We start from the raw sequence: 26,886 nt of genomic DNA, 5'->3' as shown, positions 1-26,886 counted from the left end.
ATTTTATATATATCTTTATCAAATGTTTAACTAAATAATTCGCCAAATGAAAAAACTAAAATTTAATTTATTTTCAGTAGTTGCCTTGTTACTTTTCTTAGGATTTAATTCTTGTAAAAAGGAAGTTAAAGAGGATAAACTTTCTGTAGAGTTTGAAAAATATGAATTAGAAAACGGCTTGCAAGTTGTTTTACATCAAGATAAATCAGATCCAATTGTGTCTGTGGCAATTCAATATGGAGTGGGTTCCAATAGAGAAAAAACTGGTAGAACTGGTTTTGCACACTTGTTTGAACACATGTTGTTTCAAGAATCAGAAAATGTTCCTCAAGATCAATTTTTTAAAACAATTCAAGATTTAGGAGGAACTTTAAATGGTGGAACTTGGAAAGATGGAACTATTTATTACGAAGTTGTTCCTAAAAATGCATTAGAAACTGTAATGTGGTTAGAAAGCGACAGAATGGGTTTTTTAATAAACACAGTTACAGAAGCTGCTTTTTATAATCAGCAAGAAGTTGTTCAGAATGAAAAAAGACAACGAGTTGATAACAATCCTTATGGACATACAAGTTGGGTTTTAGACAAAGCAATTTATCCAGAAGATCATCCATATAACTGGCAAGTTATTGGAGAATTGGTAGATTTACAAAGTGCTACTGTAGAAGATGTAAAAGAATTTTATGATAAATATTATGGACCCAATAATGCAACTTTAGTACTTGCAGGAGATTTTGAAAAAGAAGATGCAAAAGCATTGGTCGAAAAATATTTTGGTGAAATTAAAAAGCGTCAAGAAGTTGCGCCTTTAGAACCACAGAGAGTTTCGTTAGCTGAAACGAAAAGGTTGTATCATGAAGATAATTTTGCAAGAGCACCACAATTGTACATGGTTTGGCCAACTTTAGAGCAATATACAGAAGATGCGTATGCGTTAGATTTTTTAGCACAAGTATTATCAGATGGAAAAAAAGCGCCAATGTATAAAGTGTTGGTTAAAGAAAAAGAATTAACTTCAAGAGTTTCTGCTTATAATAATTCACAAGAATTGGCTGGAGAATTTCATGTAGTTGTTACTGCAAATACTGGTAAAAACTTAGCAGATGTAGAAACTGCAATTATGGAATCTTTTCAAAAATTTGAAGAAGAAGGTGTTTCAGAAAAAGATGTAGAACGTATTAAAGCGAGTTTAGAAACTGGTTTTTACAATTCAATTAGCAGTGTTTTAGGAAAATCTTTTCAGTTAGCGAGGTATAATGTTTTTACTGGAGATCCTGCTTTTATCACTCAAGATATAGAGAATATTAAAAAAGTAACAAAAGAAGATGTGATGCGTGTTTACAACACGTATTTAAAGGATAAACCTTATGTAATTACAAGTTTTGTTCCTAAAGGAAGTTTAGATTTAATTGCGGAAAACTCTACGAAAGCAAATATTGTAGAAGAAGAAATTAAAGAAAATGTAGAAGTAAAAATCGAAGAAAGAAATGATGAAGTTGTAAAAACTGAATCGAATTTTGATAGATCTAAGGCTCCAGAAATAGGCGAATCTCCAAAATTAAACATCCCAGAATCTTGGGCTGTTACTTTAGATAACGACATGAAAGTTTTAGGAATTGAGCAAACTGAATTGCCAATTGTAAACTTTAGTATTGTTTTAGATGGTGGGCATTTATTAGATGATATCAATAAAAATGGTGTTGCAAATTTAATGACTGATATTTTGATGGAAGGAACTGCCACCAAAACTCCAGAGCAATTAGAAGAAGAAATAGAAATGTTAGGGGCTTCTATTAGAATGTATACTGGTGATGAAGCAATTACAATTAGTGGAAATACATTGGTTCGTAATTTTGATGCAACCATGAAATTGGTTGAAGAAATTTTATTGAACCCAAGATGGGATGAAGAAGAATTAGCGAGAATTAAAACGAGCACGATTAATGGCATTAATCGTTCTTCTGCAAATCCAAATGTGGTTGCAAATAATATTTCTAACAAAATTTTATATGGTAAAGATCATATTTTTGCATATCCAGCAAGTGGAACTGCTGCATCTGTAGATTCGATTACCATGCAAGATTTAAAAGATTTTTATACAAAAAACTTCTCACCATCAGTTGCAAAATTTCATATTGTTGGTAATATTAAGAAAGATAAAGTAGTAGAGGTTTTATCAAGTTTAGAGGAAAACTGGAAGAGTAAAGAAGTTACAATTCCAACGTATACTTTAAATACAGATAGAGATAAATCGTCTTTATATTTTGTTGATATTCCAGATTCAAAACAATCTGTAATTAATATTGGTTATTTATCAATGGCAAAAACAGATCCAGATTATTTTCCTGCAACAGTAATGAATTATAAATTAGGAGGCTCTTTTTCTGGAAATGTAAATTTAATTTTAAGAGAAGAAAAAGGATATACTTATGGAGCAAGAACAGGTTTTAGCGGTTCTAAAATTCCTGGAACATTCTCTGCATCATCAAGTGTAAGAACAAATACAACTGCAGAATCTGTAAGTATTTTTAAAGAAGAAATTGAAAAATATAAAGAAGGTATTTCAGATGAAGATTTACAATTTACTAAAAATGCATTGATAAAATCGAATGCAAGACGTTTCGAATCTCAATATGCACTTTTAGGAATGTTGCAAGACATCAGTAATTATGATATGTCTAAAAGCTACATTGCAGATGAAGAAAAAATTGTAAGAGAAATGACTCTAGAGCGTCATAAGGAATTAGCAAACAAATATTTAGATGCTAAAAAAATGGGTTATTTAGTAGTTGGTGATGCAGCCACTCAGTTTAAAAAATTAAAAGAATTAGGTTTTGATGAGGTAATTTTGATGGATAAAGATGGAAATGAAATTAAAACCGAAAAAGTAAAATTATAGATTCTTTTTAATTCGATAATTTTCGCTTTCGAGCTTAATTATATAAAGAACAAGTTCTTAAAAAGTGCGATTTACGTCGCACTTTTTTTATTTTAAAAAGGTACTAACAAACACATCAATTTTCCGTAAATTTATGGTCTATAATTTAATCAATTTATCAATGGAAATTCCAAACGAATTTAAAATCACGTCACTTGTAAATCAAAATACTTATTTGGTTGGTGGCGAATTAAAAGAATGGAAAGGTGAAAATGCTGAAGTGTATTCTACAATTTCATCAACTAAAGAATACAAACCAACCTTATTAGGTTCTGTACCAAACTTAACTGGAGATGAAGCAATAGATGCTTTAAATGCAGCTGTAAAAGCCTATGATAGAGGTCAGGGTTTATGGCCAACTATGAAAGTAGAGGGCAGAATTGCAGCGATGGAAAAGTTTGTAATTCAGATGAAAACCAAAAGAGAAGAAATTGTAAAATTATTGATGTGGGAAATTGGTAAAACGTTACCAGATTCGCAAAAAGAATTCGATAGAACTGTAGAATATATTTACGATACGATTGAAGATTACAAGCAAATGGATAGAGATTCTGCCAAGTTTGAAAAAAACAGCGGAGTTCATGCACATATTAGAAGAGGACCTTTAGGAGTAGTTTTATGTTTAGGTCCTTATAATTATCCTTTAAATGAAACTTTTGCATTGTTAATTCCTGCTATAATTATGGGAAATACAACTGTTTTTAAACCTGCAAAACATGGAGTTTTATTATTATCACCTTTATTAGAAGCTTTTCAAAGTAGTTTTCCTGCAGGCGTTGTAAATATTATTTATGGAAGAGGAAGAACATTAGCAACACCAATTATGAAAACTGGTTTGGTTGATGTTTTAGCATTGATTGGAAATAGCAAATCAGCAAATGCGATTCAGGCAAATCATCCACAGAAAAATAGATTGCGTTTGGTTTTAGGGTTAGAAGCTAAAAACCCAGGAATTGTTTTACCAGATGCAGATTTAGATTTGGCAATTGATGAATGTATTTCTGGAGCTACTTCTTTTAACGGACAAAGATGTACAGCTTTAAAAATATTATATGTTCACGAACATATTGTAGATGAATTCAATAAACGTTTTGCTGCAAAAGTAGATGGTTTAAAGTTTGGTAACCCTTGGGAAGAAGGTGTAAAATTAACGCCTTTACCAGAACCAGGTAAACCAGCATATATTCAAGAATTAATTGATGATGCTGTTGAAAAAGGAGCAGAAATTATCAATAAAAAAGGAGGGCAAACTACTGAAAATTATATTTTTCCAGCAGTATTATATCCTGTTTCTAAAGATTCTAGAGTTTTTGAAGAAGAACAATTTGGACCAGTTACTCCAATCGTTTCATTTAAAAACATCCAAGAACCTTTGGATGATATGGCTGCATCTAATTACGGACAACAAGTAAGTGTTTTTGGAAGCGAAGTAAAAACGTTAGCGCCTTTAATTGATACTTTAGTGAATTTGGTTTGTAGAGTAAACTTAAATAGTGCTGCACAAAGAGGCCCAGATGTATATCCTTTTACAGGTAGAAAAGATTCTGCAGTAGCAACATTAAGTGTTCATGATGCTTTGCGTTCTTTTTCAATAAGAACCTTTGTAGCAGCTAAAGATACACCATACAATAATGCTATTTTACAAGAATTATTAGATAAAAAGGCATCTAATTTTATAAGTACAGATTATATTTTGTAAGCATAAAAACTTAATCAATTTAAAAATATTACCTGCAAGGTTTTAGTGCTGAAATTGTTTCAGTATCTAAAATCTTGTAGGTTTTTAGTTTAAGAAAATGATGTAAGAGAAAGTATTTTTTTTGAATTCAAAGAAAATCATCCAAAGAAAATAAAAAAACCTAGATTTTTTTTTAAAAGAATCTCCTTTTAGCTACAACTATAAGTTATATAGCTGAATTTTATAAAATTTCTCTATGCTGTTGCAGTAGGTAATCTTTGTAAATTAATAAAACAAATCACAGATAAAGATAAAGTGTTTTATATAGAGAATTAAACGTGTAAAATTATTTTCCTAAGGGGATTACAATCAGACCAGAAAACTTTTCTGAGAAATTTATAACTGCTTTATCTGCCTCTAATTTTGTTTTATAATTACCAACTTGAACTTTCCAATAAGGTTGATCATAATCAAGTTTTGTGTACACGTTTGGGAAATTAATTTTGAATTTATTTTCTATACTTCTAGCTTTAGTTTCTTCTCCATAATAAATTTGTACTCGGTAACCATAGCCATATTGCTTGTTAAAAGATCTTTTTTTATCGATCAAGTTTTTAACTTCGTTACTTGTGTTTGTTCTGTTTTGAGAATATATTGCACTAGTTCCTAGGAATATAACAAGTAAAATAAAATTTAAAAATGTCTTCTGTTTCATAAAAAAATATTTGTACAAAAGTAACGTCTATAAATAGAATATATTGAGAAAACATGTTATTTAGAATTATTATAAATTGATATTTATAATTCCTTTCCTTTTCCAAAATTTGGTAATATATAGTACTTTTGCCTGACTGTTCAAAAAGCGTTTTTTTGAGCTATTTTATACACGATACTAAAAATAGTTTGTAAATATGAAAAGTGTAGCATTACGCAGCCAACTAAAAAAAACTCTTTATAAGGGTTTTGTAATGGTGCTGTTTTTTACAATAAGTTTATCTTCTTATTCCCAAGATGTTGATGCAGCTCGTCAAAGTGAAGGTCGAAAATTGTATAAATCTCTTTGTGCTTCATGCCACAAATTAGATAGAAAATTAGTTGGGCCAGCTTTAGGGAAAGTAGAGGAAAGAAGAGAGAATTCATGGTTATTAGCTTGGATTAAGAATAATGCAGAATTAAGAGCTTCTGGAGATAGAGATGCAATTGCTATTCATGATGAATATAATGGTGCTGTAATGTCTGCTTTTCCTCAATTAAGCGATAATCAAATAAATGATATTTTATACTACACTACTGTTGGTGATCCAGTTAAAACTCCAGTTGTTGGAATTAATGGAACTGAAGGTGAAGGTGGTCAAGGAAATTCTCCTCAGTGGATTATTTATCTTTTAGCAGGTGCAATAGTTGTTGCTTTTTTAATGATTGCTAGTTTATTGAAACAAGTAAATGAATTAAAAGGAAATACAAGTCCAGAATCTAAATCTAACTTAAAAAGAGATTTACATGAACTCTGGGAAGGTGTTAAAGGAAATACTTTTTTGCATGTAGTGACTACTATTTTTGTTTTATTAATGGGGGCTTATATCGTTTTTGGAACTTTATTTAAAGTTGGTGTTAATGAAGGGTATATGCCTTTGCAGCCAATTGCTTTTTCTCATAAAATTCATGCTGGAGAAAATAAGATTGAATGTCAATATTGTCATTCATCTGCAAAGCACAGTAAACACTCAGGAATTCCGTCTGTAAATGTTTGTATGAACTGTCACATGAATATTGCTGAAGTTGCAGAAGGAACTGAAGTTGAGTGGGATGGAGTTACTTATGGTAAGGCTGAGTTAGATAAAGAGATTGCTAAAATTTACGAAGCTTCAGGTTGGGATCCAGAAGCATTAGAATATACAGGAGAAGAAAAGCCGGTTAAATGGGTTAGAATTCATAACCTGCCAGATTTTGCATATTTCAATCATTCACAACACGTAACTGCTGGTGGTGTGGCTTGTCAAAAATGTCATGGTCCTGTAGAGGAGTTTGATGAAATGCGTCAGTTCTCACCATTAACAATGGGTTGGTGTATTAATTGTCATAGAGAAACAGATGTGAATTTAAGAGATAATGGATATTATGAAAAAATTCATAAAGAATTAGCTCAGAAATATGGTATTGAACAAGTTACAATTGCGCAACTTGGTGGTTTAGAGTGTGGTAAATGTCACTATTAATTAAAGAAGAAAGATAGTTTTGTTTTAGTGTAGATTAAAACTAACAACTAACAACTAATAACAATAAAGTAAATGGCTTCAAACAAAAAATACTGGAAAAGTGTTGAGGAACTAAAAGATAGTTCTATTGTTGAAACGTTAAGTAAAAATGAGTTTGTGGAAGCAATTCCTACAGATCAGTTTTTAGGTGATAAAGAAACATTAGAGAAATCATCTACCTCACGTAGAGATTTCTTAAAATATGTTGGCTTTACTACTGCTGCAGCTTCTTTGGCTGCCTGTGAAGGACCAGTAAGAAAGTCTATTCCTTATGTAGTAAAACCAAATGATATTATTGCAGGTGTTGCAGATTGGTACGCAACTTCTATGGCAGATGGTTATGATTTTGCAAATGTTTTAGTAAAAACAAGAGAAGGTCGTCCAATTCAAATCATGCCAAATAAAGAGGCTAATGGAACTACAAGTGCAAGAGTTCAAGCTGCTGTTTTATCTTTATATGACGAAAAATTACGTTTAAAAAATCCAACGAAAGCTGGAGAATCAATTTCTTGGAACGATGCTGATAAAGAAATTGGAGCGAAATTAAATTCTCTAAATGCAGCTGGTAAACCTGTTGTTTTATTAACAGGAACATTGGCAAGTCTTTCAACAAGTAAGATTGTTGAGGAATTTATTGCTGCTTATCCAAATACAAAACATGTAGTTTATGACGCAGTTTCAGAATCTGGTGCTGCAGATGCAATGATGGCTATGTATGGTAAACGTGTTTTACCTAAATATCATTTAAATAAAGCAAAAACAATTGTTTCTTTTGGTGCTGACTTTTTGGGAGATTTCCATGGAGGATTTGAAAAAGCATATATAGAGGGTAGACAACCAAAAACGGGAAAAATGTCTTACCATGTGCAGTTTGAAAGCAATATGTCTTTAACTGGTGCAAATGCTGATAAAAGAGTTGTCGTAAAACCTTCTGATCAAGTTTTTGCATTATTAAATTTATATGCTGCTATTACTGGTTCAAGTGTTTCTTCTAAAGCGACTCCAGTTGATGCAGATGTTAAGAAAATGGCAAATGAACTTAAAAAGGCAGGTTCAAAAGGTGTTGTTTTAACAGGTATAAATGATGTAAATGCGCAACTAATTACCTTAGCAATTAATAAAGCATTAAATAGTGAAATAGTTGATACAACCAATACATTAAATATCCGTCAAGGAAATGATGCAGAAGTTGCTCAATTAATTTCGGATATGAAAGCTGGTAGAGTTGGAGGATTAATTTCTTACAATGTAAACCCTGCTTATAGTTTATCAAATGTTGCTGATTTTACTGAAGGATTAAATAAAGTAGATTTAAAAGTTGCTTTATCAACAGAAAACAGTGAAACAGTTGATGCAATGGAGTATGCATTGCCAACATCACACTTTTTAGAATCTTGGGGAGATACTCAATTCGATTCTGAAACGTATGGTTTAATGCAACCAACTATTCAGCCATTATTTGATACACGTCAAGTTCAAGACATTTTATTAAAATGGTCTGGAAATTCAACTAATTATTACGATTATTTAAAAACTTTTGCAACTTCAACTGTTTTAGGAGGAAGTTCTTGGAATACAGCTTTGCATAATGGTTTCTTTAAAAGAGAACTTGTTAGCAATGTAGAAGAAGTTGTTTTTGAAAGCACTGTTTCTTTAGGAACTGCTGCAAATAAACTTTCTAGTGAGGCTAAAAAAGCATCAGGTTTTGAATTAAATTTATATACAAAAACTGGTTTAGGGGATGGTAAACAAGCGAACAATCCTTGGTTACAAGAATTCCCTGACCCAATTACCAGAACATCTTGGGATAATTACTTAACAATGTCTATAGCAGATGCTAAAGAGTTAGGTTTTTCAAATCCAATTCAAGATAATGGTGCTATTAATGGGAATTATGCAAAAGTTTCTGTTAATGGGAAAGAAGTTACTGTTCCAGTAATGGTACAACCAGGACAAGCAAAAGGCTCTGTTGGTTTATCACTTGGTTTTGGTAGAACTTTCGGTTTAAAAGAAGAAATGCAAGTTGGTGTTAATGCATATCCTTTATATAAAGGAAGTAATAACATTCAGTATAATGTAAAAGTTGAAAAAGTATCAGGAACTCATAAGTTTGCTTGTACACAAGTTCAAAAAACAATTGCAGGTCGTCACGATATTTTAAAAGTTGCATCTCTTAAAGAATATAAGAATGTTGATCCAAAAGATCATCATCATGGTTGGAATAAACCAGCTTATGTTTCTTACGATCATCAAGAAGTAGAAGCAAACACAATTGATATTTGGGATGAACATAACAGAGAGTTAGGTCATCACTTTAATTTATCTATAGATTTAACATCTTGTACAGGTTGTGGAGCTTGTGTTGTTGCTTGTCATGCAGAAAACAATGTTCCTGTTGTTGGTAAAAATGAAGTTAGAATTGGTAGAGATATGCACTGGTTGCGTATTGATAGATATTATTCTTCTGAAGTAGAAACTAGAGAAGATGCAAGAGAACAAGGTTTAGGAATTGCTGAAACCTATGAAGGTTTAGAAACTGAAGCAGAAAATCCTGAAGTTACTTTTCAACCAATGATGTGTCAGCACTGTAATCATGCTCCTTGTGAGACTGTTTGTCCTGTTGCTGCAACAACTCATGGTCGTCAAGGACAAAACCAAATGACTTATAACAGATGTGTGGGTACTAGATATTGTGCAAACAACTGTCCATATAGAGTTCGTAGATTCAACTGGTTTGAATATGCAAACAATAATGAGTTCGATTTCAATATGAATAACGAGTATGGAAAAATGGTATTGAATCCAGATGTTGTTGTACGTGGAAGAGGAGTTATGGAAAAATGTTCTATGTGTATTCAAATGACACAAGCAACAATTTTAAAAGCGAAAAAAGAAGGTAGACCAGTAAATACAGATGAATTTGAAACAGCATGTTCATCAGCATGTACTACTGGAGCATTAGTTTTTGGTGATGTTAATAATAAAGAAGATCAAGTAGCTGCTTTGGCAGAAGATAAAAGAGCTTATAATGTATTAGATTACTTACAAACAAAACCTAATGTAATCTATCAAGTTAAAATAAGAAACACAAACGAAGCGTAATTAAATTTAAGGTATAAAATATGTCTCATTACGAAGCACCCATAAGGGAACCTTTAGTATTAGGTGATAAAACTTATCACGATATTACCGAAGACATTGCGAAACCTATAGAAGGGAAAGCAAATAAGAATTGGTACATCGCATTTTATATTTCTTTGGCAGCAATGCTTTGGGGATTTGGATGTATCTTTTACACTGTAGGAACAGGTATTGGAGTTTGGGGATTGAACAAGAACATTGGTTGGGCTTGGGATATTACTAACTTTGTTTGGTGGGTAGGTATTGGTCATGCAGGAACTTTAATTTCTGCAGTACTTTTATTATTCCGTCAAAAATGGAGAATGGCTATAAACCGTTCTGCAGAAGCAATGACAATTTTTGCCGTTTTTCAAGCAGGATTATTCCCAATTATTCACATGGGTCGTCCTTGGAACGCGTTTTGGGTTTTACCACTTCCGAATCAATTTGGTTCTTTATGGGTAAACTTTAACTCACCATTATTATGGGATGTATTTGCAATCTCAACATATTTATCTGTATCGTTAGTTTTCTGGTGGACAGGTTTATTACCAGATTTTGCAATGATTCGTGATAGAGCTGTAAAGCCTTTTCAAAAGAAAATATATGCTTTATTAAGTTTCGGTTGGTCAGGTAGAGCAAAAGATTGGCAACGTTTTGAAGAAGTATCTTTGGTTTTAGCAGGTTTAGCAACACCACTTGTACTTTCTGTACATACAATTGTATCAATGGATTTTGCTACCTCTATTAACCCAGGTTGGCACTCAACAATATTTCCACCTTACTTTGTTGCAGGAGCAATTTTCTCTGGTTTTGCAATGGTACAAACCTTATTAGGTATTATGCGTAAGGTTACCAATTTAGAAGATTATATTACACGTATGCACGTTGAGTATATGAACATTGTAATTATCTTAACTGGTGGTATTGTAGCTGTAGCTTATGCAACAGAATTTTTTATTGCATGGTACACAGGTTCGCCTTATGAAAATTACACATATTTATCAGTAGGTGCTGCAACAGGACCTTATGCTTGGGCATTTTATTCATTATTGTTCTTTAATATTTTAACACCTCAATTATTGTGGTTCAAGAAAATTAGAAGAAGTTTTATTTGGACTTTTATAATATCAATCTTTATAAACATTGGTATGTGGTTCGAACGTTTTGATATTATTGCAATTGTATTAAGTAAAGGTCACTTACCATCAACTTGGTGGCGTTTTGAGCCAACGTTTGTAGATGTTGGTATCTTTATAGGAACTATTGGATTTTTCTTTGTATTATTCTTATTGTACGCAAGAACTTTTCCAGTAATTGCACAAGCAGAAGTAAAAACAATATTAAAATCTTCTGGTGAATTTTACAAGAAGAGAAGAGAACAAGGAATTCCTACCAAACCAACTATCGTTTTGGTTGATAAAACAATAAAGGAAGTAAACCCTGATAAAAATAAAAAAGGATAATTATGGAATCATCAAAAGTTATTCACGCATTTTATAATGATGATGAGATTCTGATGGATGCAGTGAAAGCTGTAAAAGCAGAACATCATCACATAGAGGAAGTTTTTTGTCCATTTCCTGTTCATGGTTTAGATAAAGCTATGGGTTTAGCACCAACAAGATTAGCAATTACAGCTTTCTTTTATGGTATTACAGGTTTAGCATTTGCTATTTGGATGACAAATTATATGATGATTCAAGATTGGCCACAAGATATTGGTGGAAAACCAAGTTTTTCTTGGATTGAAAACATGCCAGCATTTGTACCAATCATGTTTGAATTAACAGTATTTTTTGCAGCCCATTTAATGGTAATTACTTTTTATATGAGAAGTAGAATTTGGCCATTTAAAAAAGCTGAAAATCCTGATCCAAGAACTACAGATGACCATTTTTTAATGGAAATTCCTGTACATAATAATGTGGATGAATTAACTACATTATTAACTAAAACAGGTGCTGTAGAAATTAATGTAGTAGATAAGCACTAATAAATAGATAATGAAAAATTTAAAATTAATTATCGGTTTAGCAATCTTTGCAAGTTTTATTTCTTGTAATGATAAAAGAAAGCCTCAACTTGAGTACATGCCAGATATGTATGTTTCTATCCCTTATGATACTGATGATGCTGAAGGTTTAAAAGGTGAGCCAGTAAATAGTAAGCCAGTTGCAGGAACTATTCCTAGAGGAGGACATCCTTCTTATGATATTCCTAATACAGCAGAAGGTTATGAAAAAGCTAAGGCTGAAGTAACAAATCCTATAGAAGCTACTGAAGAAAATTTATCAAACGGAAAAGCAATGTATGAAATATACTGTATTTCTTGTCATGGTAAAAAAGGAGATGGTAATGGATATTTATCTCAAGCAGAAAAGTTTGAAGGAATACCTAGTTATAAAGATAGAGATATTAATGCAGGAAGTATTTATCATGTAATAATTCATGGTAAAAACTTAATGGGTTCTCATTCAAGTCAGTTAACTTATAACGAACGTTGGCAAGTTATTCATTATGTTGAACAATTGCGTTCAGACTTATTAAAATAATTACATTAAGAAAGAATACGAAAGATATGTATCAATTCTCGGGCAAATTAAAAACATTTTCATTAGCACTAATTTTATTAGGGGTTATAGGAATCGCATACAGTTTCCTTACAGCACCTTCTAGTCTTCAGGAAGCTAAAGATATTATTGCACTCCAATCATCTCATGGAAATGATCATGGAGATTCTCATGGAGAAGAGCATCAAGATAAAGTTCATACTGAAAATCACGAAAGTACTTCTGGTGAACATACTTCAAATTCTAATATAGATAAGGAAATGAGTGCTCATGGTGCTCATAATGATGATACACATGCAGAGCATGTGTTACATCAATTACAAAATAGACCTTGGTCAGCTTTTTATGTAGCTTTATTTTTCTTTTTAGGTACTACTTTATTGGTATTAGCATTTTACGCATCTCAAAGAGTAGCGCAATCAGGTTGGTCTGTAGTTTTATTTAGAGTGATGGAAGCAATTTCTGCTAACTTAGTACCAACATCAGTAATTATGTTGATTATTGTTATTTTATCAGCAATGCATATAAACCATTTATTTCCATGGATGGCAGAAGGTACATTTGATCCTTCAAGTGAAAATTATGATGCAATTGTAGATGGTAAATCTTGGTGGATTAACATTCCAGGTTGGACAATTAGAAGTATTATTTATTTAGCATTTTGGAATGCTTACAGATTTTTTATCCGTAAAAATTCAATTAAAGAAGATACTGCTAATGATAATGGTAAAACTTATAAATTAAATTATAATGTATCTGTAGGTTTCATTTTTGTTTTCATGATTACAGAATCAATGATGTCTTGGGACTGGATTATGGGCTTAGACCCTCACTGGTTTTCAACATTATTTGGTTGGTATGTTCTTGCAAGTTTGTTAGTAAGTGCTTTAACTATAATTGCATTTGTAACTATTTATTTACGTTCAAAAGGAGCTTTACCAGCAGTTAACGATAGTCATATTCATGATTTAGCGAAATTTATGTTTGGTTTTTCAGTATTTTGGACATACTTATGGTTTGCTCAATTTATGTTAATCTGGTATGCAAACATTCCAGAAGAAACTACATATTTCGCAGCAAGATTTAATGAATATAAATTACCGTTTTTAGCAATGGTTGTTATGAATTTTGTTTTCCCAATATTGTTACTTTTAAATAGCGATTATAAGAGTATTCCTTGGTTTGTAGTTCTTGGAGGAATCGTAATTTTAGGAGGTCATTATTTAGATATATTTGTAATGGTTATGCCTGGAACTGTTGGAGGTCAATGGTTTTTCGGAATTCCAGAATTAAGTTCTCTATTGTTTTTTATAGGAATATTTATATTTACTGTATTTAGTTCATTTGCAAAAGCAAATCCAATACCAAAAGCGAATCCGTTTTTAGAAGAAAGTGAACATTTCCATTATTATAATATTGAACATAGAGGAGAAGGTTCAGACAGTCATCATTAAATAAATTAAGAATTAAATAATAAAGAAAAGATATATATGCTAGCTCTATTTTATATTTTTATAGGTGTTGCAATAGGTGTAAGTTTTTGGCAGATAACTAGAATTTTAAATTTTAGAGGTGTTATTGCTAACGATGAAGACAATGCAAAACAAGGAAAGTATTCACTATATTTCTTAGTTTACTTTTATGGAATAATGATTTACTGTCTAATTGCCATGAATGTAATTATGTTACCAGAATCGGCTTCTATTGAAGGTGAGCATGATGACAGATTATTCAATATTACATTTTGGTTAATTGGTATTGTTCAGTTTTTTATGCAATTTTTAATTTTCTATTTTACTTTTAAGTATAAAGGAAATAAAAATAACAAAGCTAAATTTTATGCAGATAGTCATAAATTAGAAATGATTTGGACTATTATACCAGCAGTTGTTTTAGTTGTTTTAATCGGTTATGGTTTATGGCAATGGAATAATGTTATGGATTTAGATGATGAAGATGCTGTTGTTATAGAAGTATATTCTTATCAATGGGGTTGGCATGCAAGATATGCAGGAGATGATAATACATTAGGTCAAGGAAACGTGAATTTTATTGAAGGTATTAATACAATGGGTGTTAATATGGATGATAAAAATTCTCAAGATGATAAACAAGTAACTGAATTATATTTACCAAAAGGGAAGAAAGTACATTTCAAGTTCCGTTCTCAAGATGTACTGCATTCTGCTTATATGCCGCATTTTAGAGCACAAATGAATTGTGTACCAGGAATGGTTACAGAATTTGGTTTTACGCCAAAATATACTACAGAGGAAATGAGAATGCAACCTGAAGTAAAAGCAAAAACAAAAGGAATAAATTTAGTTCGAGCTGCAAATGGCGAAGACTTATATGAATTTAATTACCTATTACTATGTAATAAGATTTGTGGAACTTCTCATTACAGTATGCAAATGAAAATTACAGTAGTAGAGCAAGAAGAATACGACCAATGGCTTGCAGAACAGCCTACGTTAGCAACAGTTATCAATAAATAAAACATTAAAAGACACTACAAATAAATAGATTATGTCAGAACATCATCATAAAGAAACATTTGTAACAAAATATATTTTTAGTCAAGATCATAAAATGATTTCTAAACAATTCCTTATTACTGGAATGTTTATGGGAATTATTGCAGTTCTAATGTCAATGTTATTTCGTTTACAATTAGCTTGGCCAGATACATCATTTTCTATTGTTGAAGCTTTCTTAGGAAGACATCAAACAGATGGAATTATGAGTCCAGATATATATTTGGCTTTGGTAACCATACATGGTACAATCATGGTATTTTTTGTACTAACAGCTGGTTTAAGTGGTACCTTTTCTAACTTATTAATTCCTTTGCAAATTGGAGCTAGAGATATGGCTTCTGGTTTTTTAAATATGATATCTTATTGGTTATTCTTTTTATCTAGTATAATCATGGTTATATCGCTATTTGTTGAAGCTGGACCAGCATCTGCAGGTTGGACGATTTATCCTCCATTAAGTGCTTTACCACAAGCAATTCCTGGTTCAGGAGCTGGTATGACACTTTGGTTGGTTTCTATGTCAATCTTTATTGCTTCTTCTTTAATTGGTGCACTTAACTATATTGTTACTGTACTTAATTTAAGAACTAAAGGAATGAAAATGACAAGATTGCCATTAACAATTTGGGCTTTCTTTATTACAGCAATCATTGGAGTTGTTTCTTTCCCTGTTTTATTATCAGCAGCTTTATTATTAGTTTTTGATAGAAGTTTTGGAACATCTTTCTACTTATCAGATATATTTATTTCTGGAGAAGTTTTACATTATCAAGGTGGATCTCCAGTCTTATTTGAACATTTATTCTGGTTCTTAGGACATCCAGAAGTGTACATTGTATTATTACCTGCATTAGGTATAACTTCTGAAGTTATATCTACCAACGCAAGAAAACCAATTTTTGGATATAGAGCAATGGTTATGTCAATTATGGCAATTGCATTCTTATCAACAATTGTTTGGGGTCACCACATGTTTATTTCAGGTATGAATCCATTTTTAGGTTCAGTCTTTACATTTACTACGTTGTTAATTGCAATTCCATCAGCAGTAAAAGCATTTAACTATGTTACTACTTTATGGAAAGGAAATTTACAGCTAAACCCAGCAATGTTATTTTCTATTGGTTTGGTATCTACCTTTGTTACTGGTGGTTTAACAGGTCTAGTTTTAGGAGATTCTGCATTAGATATTAATATTCATGATACGTATTTTGTGGTTGCTCACTTCCACTTAGTAATGGGTGTTTCTGCAATATTTGGTATGTTTGCAGGTGTTTATCATTGGTTTCCAAAAATGTATGGTAGATTGATGAATAAAACATTAGGTTATTGGCACTTTTGGATTACAATAGTCTGTGCGTATGGAGTATTTTGGCCAATGCATTTTATTGGTTTAGCAGGTTTACCAAGAAGATATTATTCGAATACTGCTTTTCCTATGTTCGATGATTTAGCTGACATAAATATTGTGATTACAATATTTGCTTTAGTAGGTGGTTTAGCTCAAATTATATTTATATCGAATTATTTTATATCAATTTATAGAGGAGAAAAAGCAACTCAAAATCCTTGGAAATCTAACACATTAGAATGGACAACTCCAGTAGAACATATACATGGAAACTGGCCAGGAAAATTACCTGTGGTTCATAGATGGGCTTATGATTATAGTAAGAGAGTAGATCCAAATGATGACGATAGTGATTATTTACATGGCCAAGATTTTGTATTACAAACAACTCCACTTTTAGAGGGAGAAGAAGAATCTTAACCATATTAAAATTATAAAAAAAGCCTTTCCGAATTGGAAAGGCTTTTTCATTCATAATCAATTTTTAAATTATATTTTTATATAAGGTTTTTAAAACCTTATAGGTATAAAATACAAATTCATTTATCTTTGTAAGTATGAACGAAAACTTGAATCCTGAAAATACGAATTTATCAAACGAAGATTTAGATGTAGAAAAAAAATTACGTCCACTTTCTTTTGAAGATTTTGCAGGTCAAGATCAAGCTATAGATAATCTAAAAATATTTGTTGAAGCAGCTAATCAAAGAGGAGAAGCTTTAGATCATACCTTATTTCATGGTCCTCCTGGATTAGGGAAAACAACGCTTGCGCATATTTTAGCAAACGAATTACAAGTTGGCATTAAAGTAACATCAGGTCCAGTTTTAGACAAACCAGGAGATCTTGCAGGATTATTAACAAATCTTGATGAAAGAGATGTGCTATTTATAGATGAAATTCATAGATTAAGCCCAATTGTAGAAGAGTATTTATATTCTGCAATGGAAGATTACAAGATTGATATTATGATTGAATCTGGTCCAAATGCCAGAACTGTTCAAATCAATTTAGAGCCATTTACATTAATTGGTGCAACTACAAGATCTGGTTTATTAACAGCACCAATGAGAGCTCGTTTTGGAATTAGCAGTAGATTACATTATTATACCACAGAATTACTAACAACTATTATTCAGAGAAGTTCACATATATTAGGGGTTCCTATTTCTATGGAAGCTGCTATAGAAATTGCAGGTAGAAGTAGAGGAACTCCAAGAATTGCAAACGCTTTATTAAGAAGAGTAAGAGATTTTGCTCAAATAAAAGGCGATGGAAATATTAGTATTGAAATTGCAAAATATGCTTTAAAGGCTTTAAATGTTGATGCTCATGGTTTAGATGAAATGGACAATAAAATTTTAGCCACCATTATTGATAAATTTAAAGGAGGACCAGTAGGTTTAAGTACCATTGCAACTGCAGTATCAGAAAATACAGAAACTATAGAAGAAGTATATGAACCTTTTTTAATTCAGCAAGGTTTTATTATGAGAACTCCTAGAGGAAGAGAAGTTACAGAATTAGCTTATACACATTTAGGAAGAGTAAAAGGAAGAAATCAAGGAGAACTTTTTTAAAATAGCCTTTAGCAAACAGCTAAGAATAAATGAACATAAAAAAAGTAATACCAATTTTAGAATGGTTACCAAACTACAACAAATCACTTTTTAAAGGAGATTTAGTTGCAGGGATTACTGTTGGTATTGTTTTAATTCCACAAGGAATTGCGTATGCACTTATTGCAGGTTTACCTCCTATTTATGGTTTGTATTGTGCCTTAGTTCCACAAGTTATGTATGCTATATTTGGTTCTTCTAGACAAGTGGCAATTGGGCCAGTTGCAATGGATTCCTTAATTGTGGCAACAGGAGTTTCTACATTAGCTTTAGCAGGTTCAGAAAGTTATATTTCGATTGCAATTTTATTGGCATTATTAGTAGGTTCCATTCAATTTATATTGGGTATTTTTAGTTTAGGATTTATTGTAAACTTCTTATCAAAACCAGTAATTACTGGCTTTACATCTGCAGTTGCATTAATTATTGGTGTAAATCAATTTAGAAATTTACTGGGTGTAGATTTTATGCAAAGTGATCAAATACAGTATATTATAGAAGATATTTGGTTTCAAATTACGAATTACAATATTCATACAACAGTAATTGGTTTGATATCTGTTAGTATTATTATCTTTTTTAGAAAGATAAATAAAAAAATACCAAGTGCGCTAATTGTTGTTGTACTTGGAATTTTAATAATGAAATACTTTGGAACAAGTTTTAATGATGTTTCAATTGTAAAAGATATTCCATCTGGATTGCCCTTTTTTGGAGTGCCAGAATTCGACTTAGAACAAATAAAAGAATTGTTACCAATTGCATTTACGTTAGTAATGGTTGGTTATTTAGAAACCATTTCCATAGGTAAATCTTTAGAAGCAAAACAAGACGAATATAGAATAAGACCAAACCAAGAATTAATTGCTTTAGGTTTGGCAAATATGGTTGGGTCTTTATTTAAAGCATATCCATCAACCTCTAGTTTTTCAAGATCTGCAATTAACCAAGAAAGTGGAGCAAAAACAGGAATGGCAGCTTTAATTTCTGTTGTAATGGTAATTATAACATTACTTTTTTTAACGCCATTATTTTATCATTTACCAAAAACGGTTTTAGCTGCCATTATTATTGTAGCAGTTTTTAATTTAATCAATTTTAAAGAAGCAGCTTTTTTATGGAAAGCCAATAATTTAGATTTTTGGTTGATGTTAGCAACGTTTTTGGCAACATTACTCTTAGGAATAGAATATGGAATAATGGCAGGAGTGGGTTTATCACTAATCGTTCTAATATACAGAACGTCTAAACCTTACATTACTGAATTAGGCAAAGTGCCAGACTCTAATTTTTATAGAAACAAAAACCGTTTTGAAGAAGTAATTATAGATGATGATATTTTAGTTTTCAGGTTTGATGCACAAATATTCTATGCCAATTCTAATTATTTTAGAGATCATTTAGATTTAATGGCGGATAAAAAAGGGAAAGCATTAAAATTAATTGTATTAGATGCAGAAAGCATCAATAGAGTAGATAGTACTGGAGTAGAAATGTTAAAAGAACGCATTAAGTTTTATCAAAAGAAAGGTGTAGAATTTTATTTTGCAGGTGTAAAAGGTCCTGTGAGAGACGATTTGTTTAGAAGTGGTATTTTAGATATTATCACCATCAATCATTTTTTTATGAGAGCCAATCAAGCTGTAAAATTTTATAAAACTGGCTGCAGAAAACATCAAGAAAAGTACGCAAAATACATCCACCAAGCATATAAATAATTAAGAATACAACTTAAAAATATCATTTAAGAAAAAGTTTTCAAGTGTAATTTTGATAGTTGATTAAAAGAATAAGATTATGATTATAGAACAAATTTACACAGGTTGTTTAGCACAAGGTGCTTATTATATTGAAAGTAATGGTGAAGTTGCCATTATAGATCCATTAAGAGAAGTACAAGATTATATAAATAGAGCTGCAAAAAATAATAGTAAGATCAAATATATTTTTGAAACTCATTTTCATGCAGATTTTGTGAGTGGTCATGTAACTTTAGCAGAAAAAACAGGTGCAAAAATTGTTTTTGGACCAACAGCAAAAACTAATTTTGATGCTATTATTGCAGAAGATCATCAAGTTTTTAAAGTGGGTGATCTTAAAATTACAGTGTTGCATACTCCAGGACATACTATGGAAAGTTCTTGTTATCTTTTAAAAGATAAAAACGGAAAAGACCATGCACTTTTTAGTGGAGATACGTTGTTTTTAGGTGATGTTGGTAGACCAGATTTAGCACAAAAAGGAGCTTTAACACAAGAAGATTTAGCAGGTTTATTGTTTGATAGTTTACGTAATAAAGTAATGCCTTTGGCAGATGATGTAATTGTATATCCTGCACATGGAGCTGGTTCTGCTTGTGGTAAAAACTTAAGTAAAGAAACTGTGGGTACAATTGGCAATCAAAAAGAAACCAATTATGCTTTAAGAGCAAACATGACCAAAGCTGAATTTATTAAAGAAGTTACAGAGGGTTTATTGCCTCCTCCAGCTTATTTCCCTTTAAATGTACAAATGAATAGGGAAGGTTATAAATCAATAGATGATGTGATTAAAAATAGCGCAAAACCTTTATCAGTAAAAGAATTTGAATTTATGGCAAATGATACAAATGCTGTAATCTTAGATGTTCGTCATCAAACAGAATTTATAAAAGGCTTTATTCCACAATCTATTTTTATTGGTATTGATGGTGGTTTTGCACCTTGGGTTGGTGCTTTGATTAAAGATACCAAACAGCCAATTTTATTGGTAGTTCCAGAAGGTAGGGAAGAAGATACAATTACTCGTTTGTCTAGAGTTGGTTTCGATAATGTTTTAGGATATTTAGAAGGTAGTTTTGCTTCTTGGCAGAATGCAAATAAAGAAATTGACACTTTAAGATCTGTTTCTGCAGACGTTTTAGGTGATAAAATAAAAGAAAATGCCATTGTTTTTGATGTTAGAAAACCAGGTGAATTCGAAAGTGAACATATAGAAAATGTGCCAAGTACACCTTTGTCTTTTTTAAATGATCATATAACAGAGTTCCCTAAAAAAGAAGATTTTTATGTGTATTGTGGAGGAGGCTATCGTTCAGTAATTGCATCATCAATCTTAAAAGCAAGAGGTTTCCATAACGTAATAGATGTTGCAGGTGGTTATGCAGCCATCAGAAATACAACGATTAAAAGAACGGCTACAGTTTGTCCATCAACTTTAAAATAACGTAATGAAACCTGTAATTTATTTTTTGTTGATGAGCGTTTTTTTTATCAATTGTGATAAAAAACAACAAGTAGAAAGTATTACAACTTTAGAACTTAAAGAATTATTAGCAACTAAAAATATTCAATTGATGGATGTTAGAACCCCAGAAGAAATAAAGGAAGGTTTTATAGAAACTGCAGTTTTTGCTAATTATTTTGAGGAAGATTTTAAAACGAAAGCAAGCAATCTACTAGACAAAAATAAAACAGTGTATTTGTATTGCAGGTCTGGAAATAGAAGCGAAAAAGCAGGTGTTATTTTAAAAGAAGAAGGTTTTAACGTAATTCATGTTTTAGGTGGTTTTAACCAATGGAAAAAAGAAAATTAAGAGAAAAGAAAAATTAAATTTATTAGTTGAGTATGATTAAAAGAATAATAATTGCTATGGTATTGATAGCTCAGTTTAGCTATTCACAAAAAAAAATTCCGTTCATAGATTATGCTGAGATTAAAGAACAAATCTCAGAAGCTTCTTCTAAAGGGAACTACGAAAAAACGTTAGAATTAATTGATAAAATTAATAAAAACGACTCCATTTATTATCCGCTTTTAACCTCTAAATCTTATTATTTATTACAATTAAGTAAATATGAAGAGGCAATAGAAGTTGCTAATAAAGGTATTAACGACAATCATAAAGAATCCAAAGTATTTTTTTATATAAACAAAGGTGTTGCTTTAACGAATTTAGAAAAATACGATGAAGCTATAGAAACCTATAGTAAAGGAATAAAAATGTATCCTAAGAATTACTTGTTACATTTTAATACAGGAGTTGTTCTAGAAAGTTTAGGAAAACTAAACCAAGCTTTATCTTTTTATAAAAAGAGTATTATTTTAAATCCTTTTAATAAAAAACCACATTTACAAATTGGTAATATTTATTATAAGCAAGAAAGATTAACACAAGCTTTAATGGCTTTTAATATGTATTTGTTGTTAGAACCAGATGCAGAAGGCGCTTTTAATACTTTAAAATCTTTAAATAATATTGTAGTTTCAAAAAACTCAAATGAAAGAGATATTGATGTGGAATTAGAAGATGCAGATGATTCTTACGAAGAAACAGATTTGGTTCTAAGCAGCAAAATTGCCATGAACGAGAAATATGAAACAGGCAACCCTATAAATATAGCTTTAACGAAACAAAATCATGCAATGTTGGCAAAATTGAAAGATTTTAAAGGTGAAGACAATTTTTGGTCACAAAAGTATTTACCATTGTATATATGGATTTCAGAAAATAACTATTTCGATAATTTTATTTACACCCTTTCTTATTCAATTGAAAATGAAGAGTACAAAAAAATTATAGAGAAAAAAACGGATGATATTTCTACTTTTTTAGAAGCTTTAAAAACTAAATGGGTAGCATTAGTTTCTAAAACTACTATTAATTTTAATGGAAAAGAGCAAGAGGTTTATTATGAATATGTTGGTGACGCTGTAAATGCAGTTGGAACTAAAGAAAACAATGTTTCAGTTGGACCATGGGAAATTTTTAGCAAATCAGGAAAAATAGTTGCCAAAGGAAATTTTAATGATAAAGAAGAAAGAATAGGAGAATGGAATTGGTTTGATTATAAAAATGATCTTAAAGAAACTGCATCTTACACAAATGGAAAGTTAGATGGTAAAAATGAAATGTTTTATAATAATGGCAAAAAATATATAAATGCTATTTATAAAAATGATGAATTAGATGGAGAATATGAGTATTTTGATGAAAAAGGAGCTTTAAAACAAAGAAAATATTTTAAAGAAGGAGAACTTGAAGGAATTTATAAATCGTATTTTAAAGTTGGTGAAAAAATTGTTGAGTTTATAATTCCTTATAAAAATGGATTTATTGAAGGTGAGGTTAAAGAATTTTACGCAAATGGAGATTTGTATGAAAAATCGAATTATGTAGCAGGTAAATTAGAAGGAACTGTAACAAGATATTACCATGATCATAAAATTTCTTTGGAAACTGAATATGTAAATGGCGAGCTAAAAGGGAGTTATAAAAGTTATTTTCCAACAGGTCAAATTACCGAAATTGGGCAAAGTGATAAAGCTTATTATGATGGTAATTGGAAAACCTATTATTTAGACGGAACTTTAGAAAGTGACTTTTTTTATAACGTTGGCGATTTAGATGATAGTTATAAGTATTATGATACAGATGGAAAATTGTATTATGAATACACTTACAGAAAAGGAGAAATGATTGCATATACCTTTTTTGATAAAGAAGGAGCTGTTATAAAAACAGGAAAAAAGAAAGGTGGCGAATTTTTCTACGAAGGCTATTCTCCTAAAGGGATTAAAACTTCTGAAGGTTTGTATGATATTTCTGGAGGAAAAATGGGCGAATGGAAATTTTATACAAATAATGGAGTTTTAAATGCCAAAGGTAATTTTATAGAAAATAAAACGGATGGAGATTATTTTACCTATTATAAAAATGGAAATGTGGAATCTATTTCTCCATATAAAGTAGATGTTTTAGAAGGTTATTTTGTCGATTATTATCTTAATAAACAAATAAAATCACAAGGTTGGTATAAAGAAAATGCTGCTCATGGAGAATGGAGATATTACCAAAAAGATGGTTCTTTATCATCGGTTAACTTTTTTTATAAAGGCGAATTGCATGGAGAACAACAATATTTTAATGTTGCTGGTAAATTAAATTCAACAGCTACTTATGAATTTGGCACACAACTTACAGATGTAATTTTAGATTTACAAGGGAAACCTTTACAGGAGATAAATTACATGAACAAAGAAAAAGAATATGTTGTAATTATAAATGATTTAAATGGAAATCCTAATACAAAAGCTACTTTAGTAAATGGCATAAAACATGGCGATTATTCAGAGTTTTATTACAATGGAAATAAAAAAGTTACAGGAAGTTATTTGAATGGAGAGCAAAATGGATTGTGGTCTTGGTTTTTAGAAACTGGCGAATTAGAAAGTACAACTATGTATTTACTTGGAAATATAAATGGTAAAATAACTAGATATTATAAAGATGGTAAGTTAGAGGCTCTTTATAATTATGAAAATGGTTCAGAAGTTGGCACAGATATCAATTATTATAAAAACGGAAAAACAGAAAGTACTGCAACATTTTATGGTGGCAAATTACATGGAAAAAAGGAATTTTATGCAACTTCTGGAAATTTGCAATTAACAAGATTTTACAATCATGGAGATTTAATTGGTTACAGTTATTTAGATAAAAATGGGGCAGAAGTTCCTATGATTAAATTAACAAATGAAACAGGAAAAATAAATGCTTTTTTTGATAATGGAAAGCCTTCTGTAACCATGGAATTTAAAAATGGCGATATTGTAAACAATTACAAATCTTACTATTATAATGGCAATATAGCTGATGATATTAATTATGAAGTTGATGTTTTTAATGGTGTAAGAAAATCCTATTATGAAAATGGTAAACTTAAAACAGAAGCTACTTATTTATATGGATCTTTAAATGGTATAGTAAAAACATATTATGAAAATGGAAATAAAAAAGCAGAAAGATTATTTTTAAATAACGAATTGCATGGTATTTCAAACTATTATAATAAAGCTGGGAAATTAGAAAAGAAAAAGGAATACATCAATGGAAAAATATACAAAGTCGAAACTTTTTAGAATACTTTTAGTTGTTTTACTTTTCTCAATCTCAGAAATTAGTGCTCAATTTTCTAGCGATTTTAATAAGTATAGTAAATTGTATCCTGATGCCTCAAGAGTTCGTTTGCAACAAGAAACAATTATAACAATTGAGACTGATAAGGATGACATAAAAATAACTCAAGAATTTTTAGAGGAAGATTTATTTTTGAATGAATCTGCAACTTACAACTCAAAAAATAGGTTAAGTTTTTCATCTTTTTTTGAATTAGGGAAAATAAAAGCGTCTTCTTTTTTTTATAATACAGATAAATATATTGAAACAGAAGTAAAAACATTCAAGGAAAAAGATGAGTTAAATGATTCTTTTTATGATGATACAAAAACGTTAAATTTTATTTATCCGAATTTACAAAAAGGCTCAAAATCTAGATTAGAATATTCTCAAATTATAAAAAACCCACGTTTTTTAAGCCCTTTTTACTTTGGTGATTATTTTCCAATTGTAAAAAATAAGGTAACAATTATTGTTGATAAGGAGATTACTTTAGATTTTAAGCAATTTCACGTTAAAGAAAACGACATTAAATTTACCAAAGAAGAAAAAAGAAAAACTACAGTTTATACTTGGTTACAAGAAAATAAAGCAGAATATGAAAATGAGGCTGGTACTCCAAATCACAAGACATTTTTGCCACATATTGTCCCAATAATCACTTCTTATAAATCAAAAAAAGAAACAAAAAAGATTTTAGGAGATGTCTCAGATTTGTACAATTGGTATTATTCCTTAGTAGAAAATGTTAATGTAGAACCTGCAAATGCTGAATTAGTTCAATTAGTCAACGAAATTACAGCAGATAAAAAAACAGAGTTAGAAAAAGTTAAAGCCATTTATTATTGGGCACAACAAAACATTAAATATATTGCTTTTGAATATGCACTTGGTGGTTTTATTCCAAGAGAATCTAATGAGGTTTTTAGAAAAAAATATGGTGATTGTAAAGACAATTCAAGTATTTTATATAGAATGTTAGAAATTGCTGGCATAAAAGGTAATTTAACTTGGATTGGCACAAGAAGTATTCCTTATACGTACAAAGAAGTACCAACACCAATTGTAGATAATCACATGATTCTTTCTTATGAAAACAATGGAAAAACCTATTATTTAGATGCTACAGGAAGGTATATTAAGTTTGGTATACCAACTTCATTCATCCAAGGAAAAGAGGCATTAGTTTCTTATGGAAAAGATTTTAAAATCAAAAAAGTACCTGTAATTGAAGCCAAAGAAAACGCAATTATAGATACTACTTTCCTGAAAATTGAAAATGATGTTGTTGTTGGTAATTCTAAAACATCAATAGCAGGCTATACAAAAATTGATTTTTTTAATGCTATAGAAAATGCAGATACAGATACAAAACTAAAACAATTTTACAACAGCAATTTTTTTAAAGGAAATAACAAGTTTTTAGTAAAAACTTTTAGTGAAACTAATAAGTACGATTATGATAAAGATTTTATAGTCGATTATACTTTTGAAATTAATGATTACTCGAAAAAATTGGGAGATGAAATTTACATCAATCTAAATTTAAACAAAGATATTTCTAGGTTTAAAACTGATAAAAAAAGAAAAACTGCTATAGAATATGAGTATAAAAAATACTTTAATTATATCACCAAATTAGCAATTCCAGCAGGTTATAAAGTAGATTATATTCCAGAAACAGTAGCTTTTTCGAATGAATTTTTAACAGGAACTATACAATATAGTCAAACAGATAAAGAAATTGTCTATAGCCAAACAATTACGTTAAACTTTTTAACCTTAAGTTTAGAAGAACAAAAAGAAGTAAATAAATTAATTGATAAAATTGAAAAGAACTACAAAGAAATAGTAGTTTTCAAAAAATTATAAAGA

The 26,886-nt window shown here is 30.4% G+C and carries 17 protein-coding genes; 16 read left to right on the top strand and 1 reads right to left on the bottom strand.

From position 1 onward, the window contains the following. Window positions 1–46: 46 nt before the first annotated feature. Entirely contained in the window at window positions 47–2,899 is a 2,853-nt protein-coding gene (locus LPB03_RS09335) for a M16 family metallopeptidase (RefSeq protein WP_065317579.1), read from the top strand. 160 nt (window positions 2,900–3,059) lie between these two features. Continuing rightward, window positions 3,060–4,637 (top strand): NADP-dependent glyceraldehyde-3-phosphate dehydrogenase, encoded by a 1,578-nt coding sequence (locus tag LPB03_RS09330; RefSeq protein WP_170324170.1) that lies wholly within the window; start codon window positions 3,060–3,062, stop codon window positions 4,635–4,637. Between the two features lie 325 nt (window positions 4,638–4,962). On the opposite strand, the gene LPB03_RS09325 is transcribed toward LPB03_RS09330, so the two are convergent. After that, window positions 4,963–5,331, bottom strand: coding sequence for an SPOR domain-containing protein (locus LPB03_RS09325; RefSeq protein WP_065317581.1), 369 nt, complete (start codon window positions 5,329–5,331; stop codon window positions 4,963–4,965). A 196-nt stretch (window positions 5,332–5,527) separates the two neighbouring features. Here LPB03_RS09325 and LPB03_RS09320 point away from each other — a divergent pair, with 196 nt between their 5' ends. The 14 genes from LPB03_RS09320 to LPB03_RS09255 all read left to right on the top strand — a co-directional run bounded on the left by LPB03_RS09320 (window position 5,528) and on the right by LPB03_RS09255 (window position 26,883). Beyond that, entirely contained in the window at window positions 5,528–6,832 is a 1,305-nt protein-coding gene (locus tag LPB03_RS09320; protein WP_065317582.1) for a c-type cytochrome, read from the top strand. 72 nt (window positions 6,833–6,904) lie between these two features. Then, the gene (locus LPB03_RS09315) at window positions 6,905–9,973 is read left to right on the top strand and encodes a TAT-variant-translocated molybdopterin oxidoreductase (RefSeq protein WP_065317583.1); all 3,069 of its coding nucleotides are present in this window, start codon (window positions 6,905–6,907) and stop codon (window positions 9,971–9,973) included. Window positions 9,974–9,993: 20 nt separating this feature from the next. Beyond that, entirely contained in the window at window positions 9,994–11,457 is a 1,464-nt protein-coding gene (gene nrfD, locus LPB03_RS09310) for an NrfD/PsrC family molybdoenzyme membrane anchor subunit (protein WP_065317584.1), read from the top strand. Between the two features lie 2 nt (window positions 11,458–11,459). Next, complete coding sequence (locus tag LPB03_RS09305) at window positions 11,460–11,987, top strand: DUF3341 domain-containing protein (RefSeq protein ID WP_065317585.1); 528 nt, start codon at window positions 11,460–11,462, stop codon at window positions 11,985–11,987. 10 nt (window positions 11,988–11,997) lie between these two features. Then, a complete protein-coding gene (locus tag LPB03_RS09300) occupies window positions 11,998–12,546 on the top strand; it encodes a c-type cytochrome (RefSeq protein ID WP_170324168.1) in 549 nt (182 codons plus the stop codon). 26 nt (window positions 12,547–12,572) lie between these two features. Further along, window positions 12,573–14,018, top strand: coding sequence for a quinol:cytochrome C oxidoreductase (locus LPB03_RS09295; protein ID WP_065317586.1), 1,446 nt, complete (start codon window positions 12,573–12,575; stop codon window positions 14,016–14,018). 36 nt (window positions 14,019–14,054) lie between these two features. Then, window positions 14,055–15,062: a cytochrome c oxidase subunit II gene (locus tag LPB03_RS09290; RefSeq protein WP_065317587.1), complete on the top strand. Its 1,008-nt coding sequence runs from the start codon at window positions 14,055–14,057 to the stop codon at window positions 15,060–15,062. A 31-nt stretch (window positions 15,063–15,093) separates the two neighbouring features. Further along, window positions 15,094–16,875 carry a cytochrome c oxidase subunit I gene (locus tag LPB03_RS09285; RefSeq protein WP_065317588.1) on the top strand — a complete coding sequence of 594 codons (1,782 nt, stop codon included), beginning with the start codon at window positions 15,094–15,096 and terminating at the stop codon, window positions 16,873–16,875. A gap of 137 nt (window positions 16,876–17,012) precedes the next feature. Continuing rightward, on the top strand, window positions 17,013–18,035 hold the full coding sequence (ruvB, locus tag LPB03_RS09280) for a Holliday junction branch migration DNA helicase RuvB (RefSeq protein WP_065317589.1): 1,023 nt from the start codon (window positions 17,013–17,015) through the stop codon (window positions 18,033–18,035). Between the two features lie 29 nt (window positions 18,036–18,064). Continuing rightward, the gene (locus tag LPB03_RS09275; protein ID WP_065317590.1) at window positions 18,065–19,792 is read left to right on the top strand and encodes a SulP family inorganic anion transporter; all 1,728 of its coding nucleotides are present in this window, start codon (window positions 18,065–18,067) and stop codon (window positions 19,790–19,792) included. A gap of 79 nt (window positions 19,793–19,871) precedes the next feature. Further along, the gene (locus LPB03_RS09270; protein WP_065317591.1) at window positions 19,872–21,278 is read left to right on the top strand and encodes an MBL fold metallo-hydrolase; all 1,407 of its coding nucleotides are present in this window, start codon (window positions 19,872–19,874) and stop codon (window positions 21,276–21,278) included. Between the two features lie 4 nt (window positions 21,279–21,282). After that, entirely contained in the window at window positions 21,283–21,648 is a 366-nt protein-coding gene (locus tag LPB03_RS09265) for a rhodanese-like domain-containing protein (RefSeq protein ID WP_231953082.1), read from the top strand. A 32-nt stretch (window positions 21,649–21,680) separates the two neighbouring features. Next, window positions 21,681–24,974, top strand: coding sequence for a hypothetical protein (locus tag LPB03_RS09260; RefSeq protein WP_065317593.1), 3,294 nt, complete (start codon window positions 21,681–21,683; stop codon window positions 24,972–24,974). Further along, a complete protein-coding gene (locus tag LPB03_RS09255) occupies window positions 24,943–26,883 on the top strand; it encodes a transglutaminase family protein (protein ID WP_065317594.1) in 1,941 nt (646 codons plus the stop codon). The genes LPB03_RS09260 and LPB03_RS09255 overlap by 32 nt, the downstream gene beginning before the upstream one ends. Window positions 26,884–26,886: the final 3 nt, after the last annotated feature.

This window comes from Polaribacter vadi (genome assembly GCF_001761365.1).
GTDB classification, from domain to species: Bacteria; Bacteroidota; Bacteroidia; order Flavobacteriales; family Flavobacteriaceae; genus Polaribacter; species Polaribacter vadi.
This window is presented reverse-complemented; position numbering and strand designations above follow the sequence as displayed.

Coding starts and splice junctions, on each gene's coding strand:
- LPB03_RS09335 (WP_065317579.1), top strand. CDS start 47: ATGAAAAAACTAAAATTTAATTTATTTTCAGTAGTTGCCTTGTTACTT.
- ruvB (WP_065317589.1), top strand. CDS start 17,013: ATGAACGAAAACTTGAATCCTGAAAATACGAATTTATCAAACGAAGAT.
- LPB03_RS09315 (WP_065317583.1), top strand. CDS start 6,905: ATGGCTTCAAACAAAAAATACTGGAAAAGTGTTGAGGAACTAAAAGAT.
- LPB03_RS09275 (WP_065317590.1), top strand. CDS start 18,065: ATGAACATAAAAAAAGTAATACCAATTTTAGAATGGTTACCAAACTAC.
- LPB03_RS09270 (WP_065317591.1), top strand. CDS start 19,872: ATGATTATAGAACAAATTTACACAGGTTGTTTAGCACAAGGTGCTTAT.
- LPB03_RS09305 (WP_065317585.1), top strand. CDS start 11,460: ATGGAATCATCAAAAGTTATTCACGCATTTTATAATGATGATGAGATT.
- LPB03_RS09255 (WP_065317594.1), top strand. CDS start 24,943: ATGGAAAAATATACAAAGTCGAAACTTTTTAGAATACTTTTAGTTGTT.
- LPB03_RS09300 (WP_170324168.1), top strand. CDS start 11,998: ATGAAAAATTTAAAATTAATTATCGGTTTAGCAATCTTTGCAAGTTTT.
- LPB03_RS09260 (WP_065317593.1), top strand. CDS start 21,681: ATGATTAAAAGAATAATAATTGCTATGGTATTGATAGCTCAGTTTAGC.
- LPB03_RS09330 (WP_170324170.1), top strand. CDS start 3,060: ATGGAAATTCCAAACGAATTTAAAATCACGTCACTTGTAAATCAAAAT.
- nrfD (WP_065317584.1), top strand. CDS start 9,994: ATGTCTCATTACGAAGCACCCATAAGGGAACCTTTAGTATTAGGTGAT.
- LPB03_RS09265 (WP_231953082.1), top strand. CDS start 21,283: ATGAAACCTGTAATTTATTTTTTGTTGATGAGCGTTTTTTTTATCAAT.
- LPB03_RS09290 (WP_065317587.1), top strand. CDS start 14,055: ATGCTAGCTCTATTTTATATTTTTATAGGTGTTGCAATAGGTGTAAGT.
- LPB03_RS09325 (WP_065317581.1), bottom strand. CDS start 5,331: ATGAAACAGAAGACATTTTTAAATTTTATTTTACTTGTTATATTCCTA.
- LPB03_RS09320 (WP_065317582.1), top strand. CDS start 5,528: ATGAAAAGTGTAGCATTACGCAGCCAACTAAAAAAAACTCTTTATAAG.
- LPB03_RS09295 (WP_065317586.1), top strand. CDS start 12,573: ATGTATCAATTCTCGGGCAAATTAAAAACATTTTCATTAGCACTAATT.
- LPB03_RS09285 (WP_065317588.1), top strand. CDS start 15,094: ATGTCAGAACATCATCATAAAGAAACATTTGTAACAAAATATATTTTT.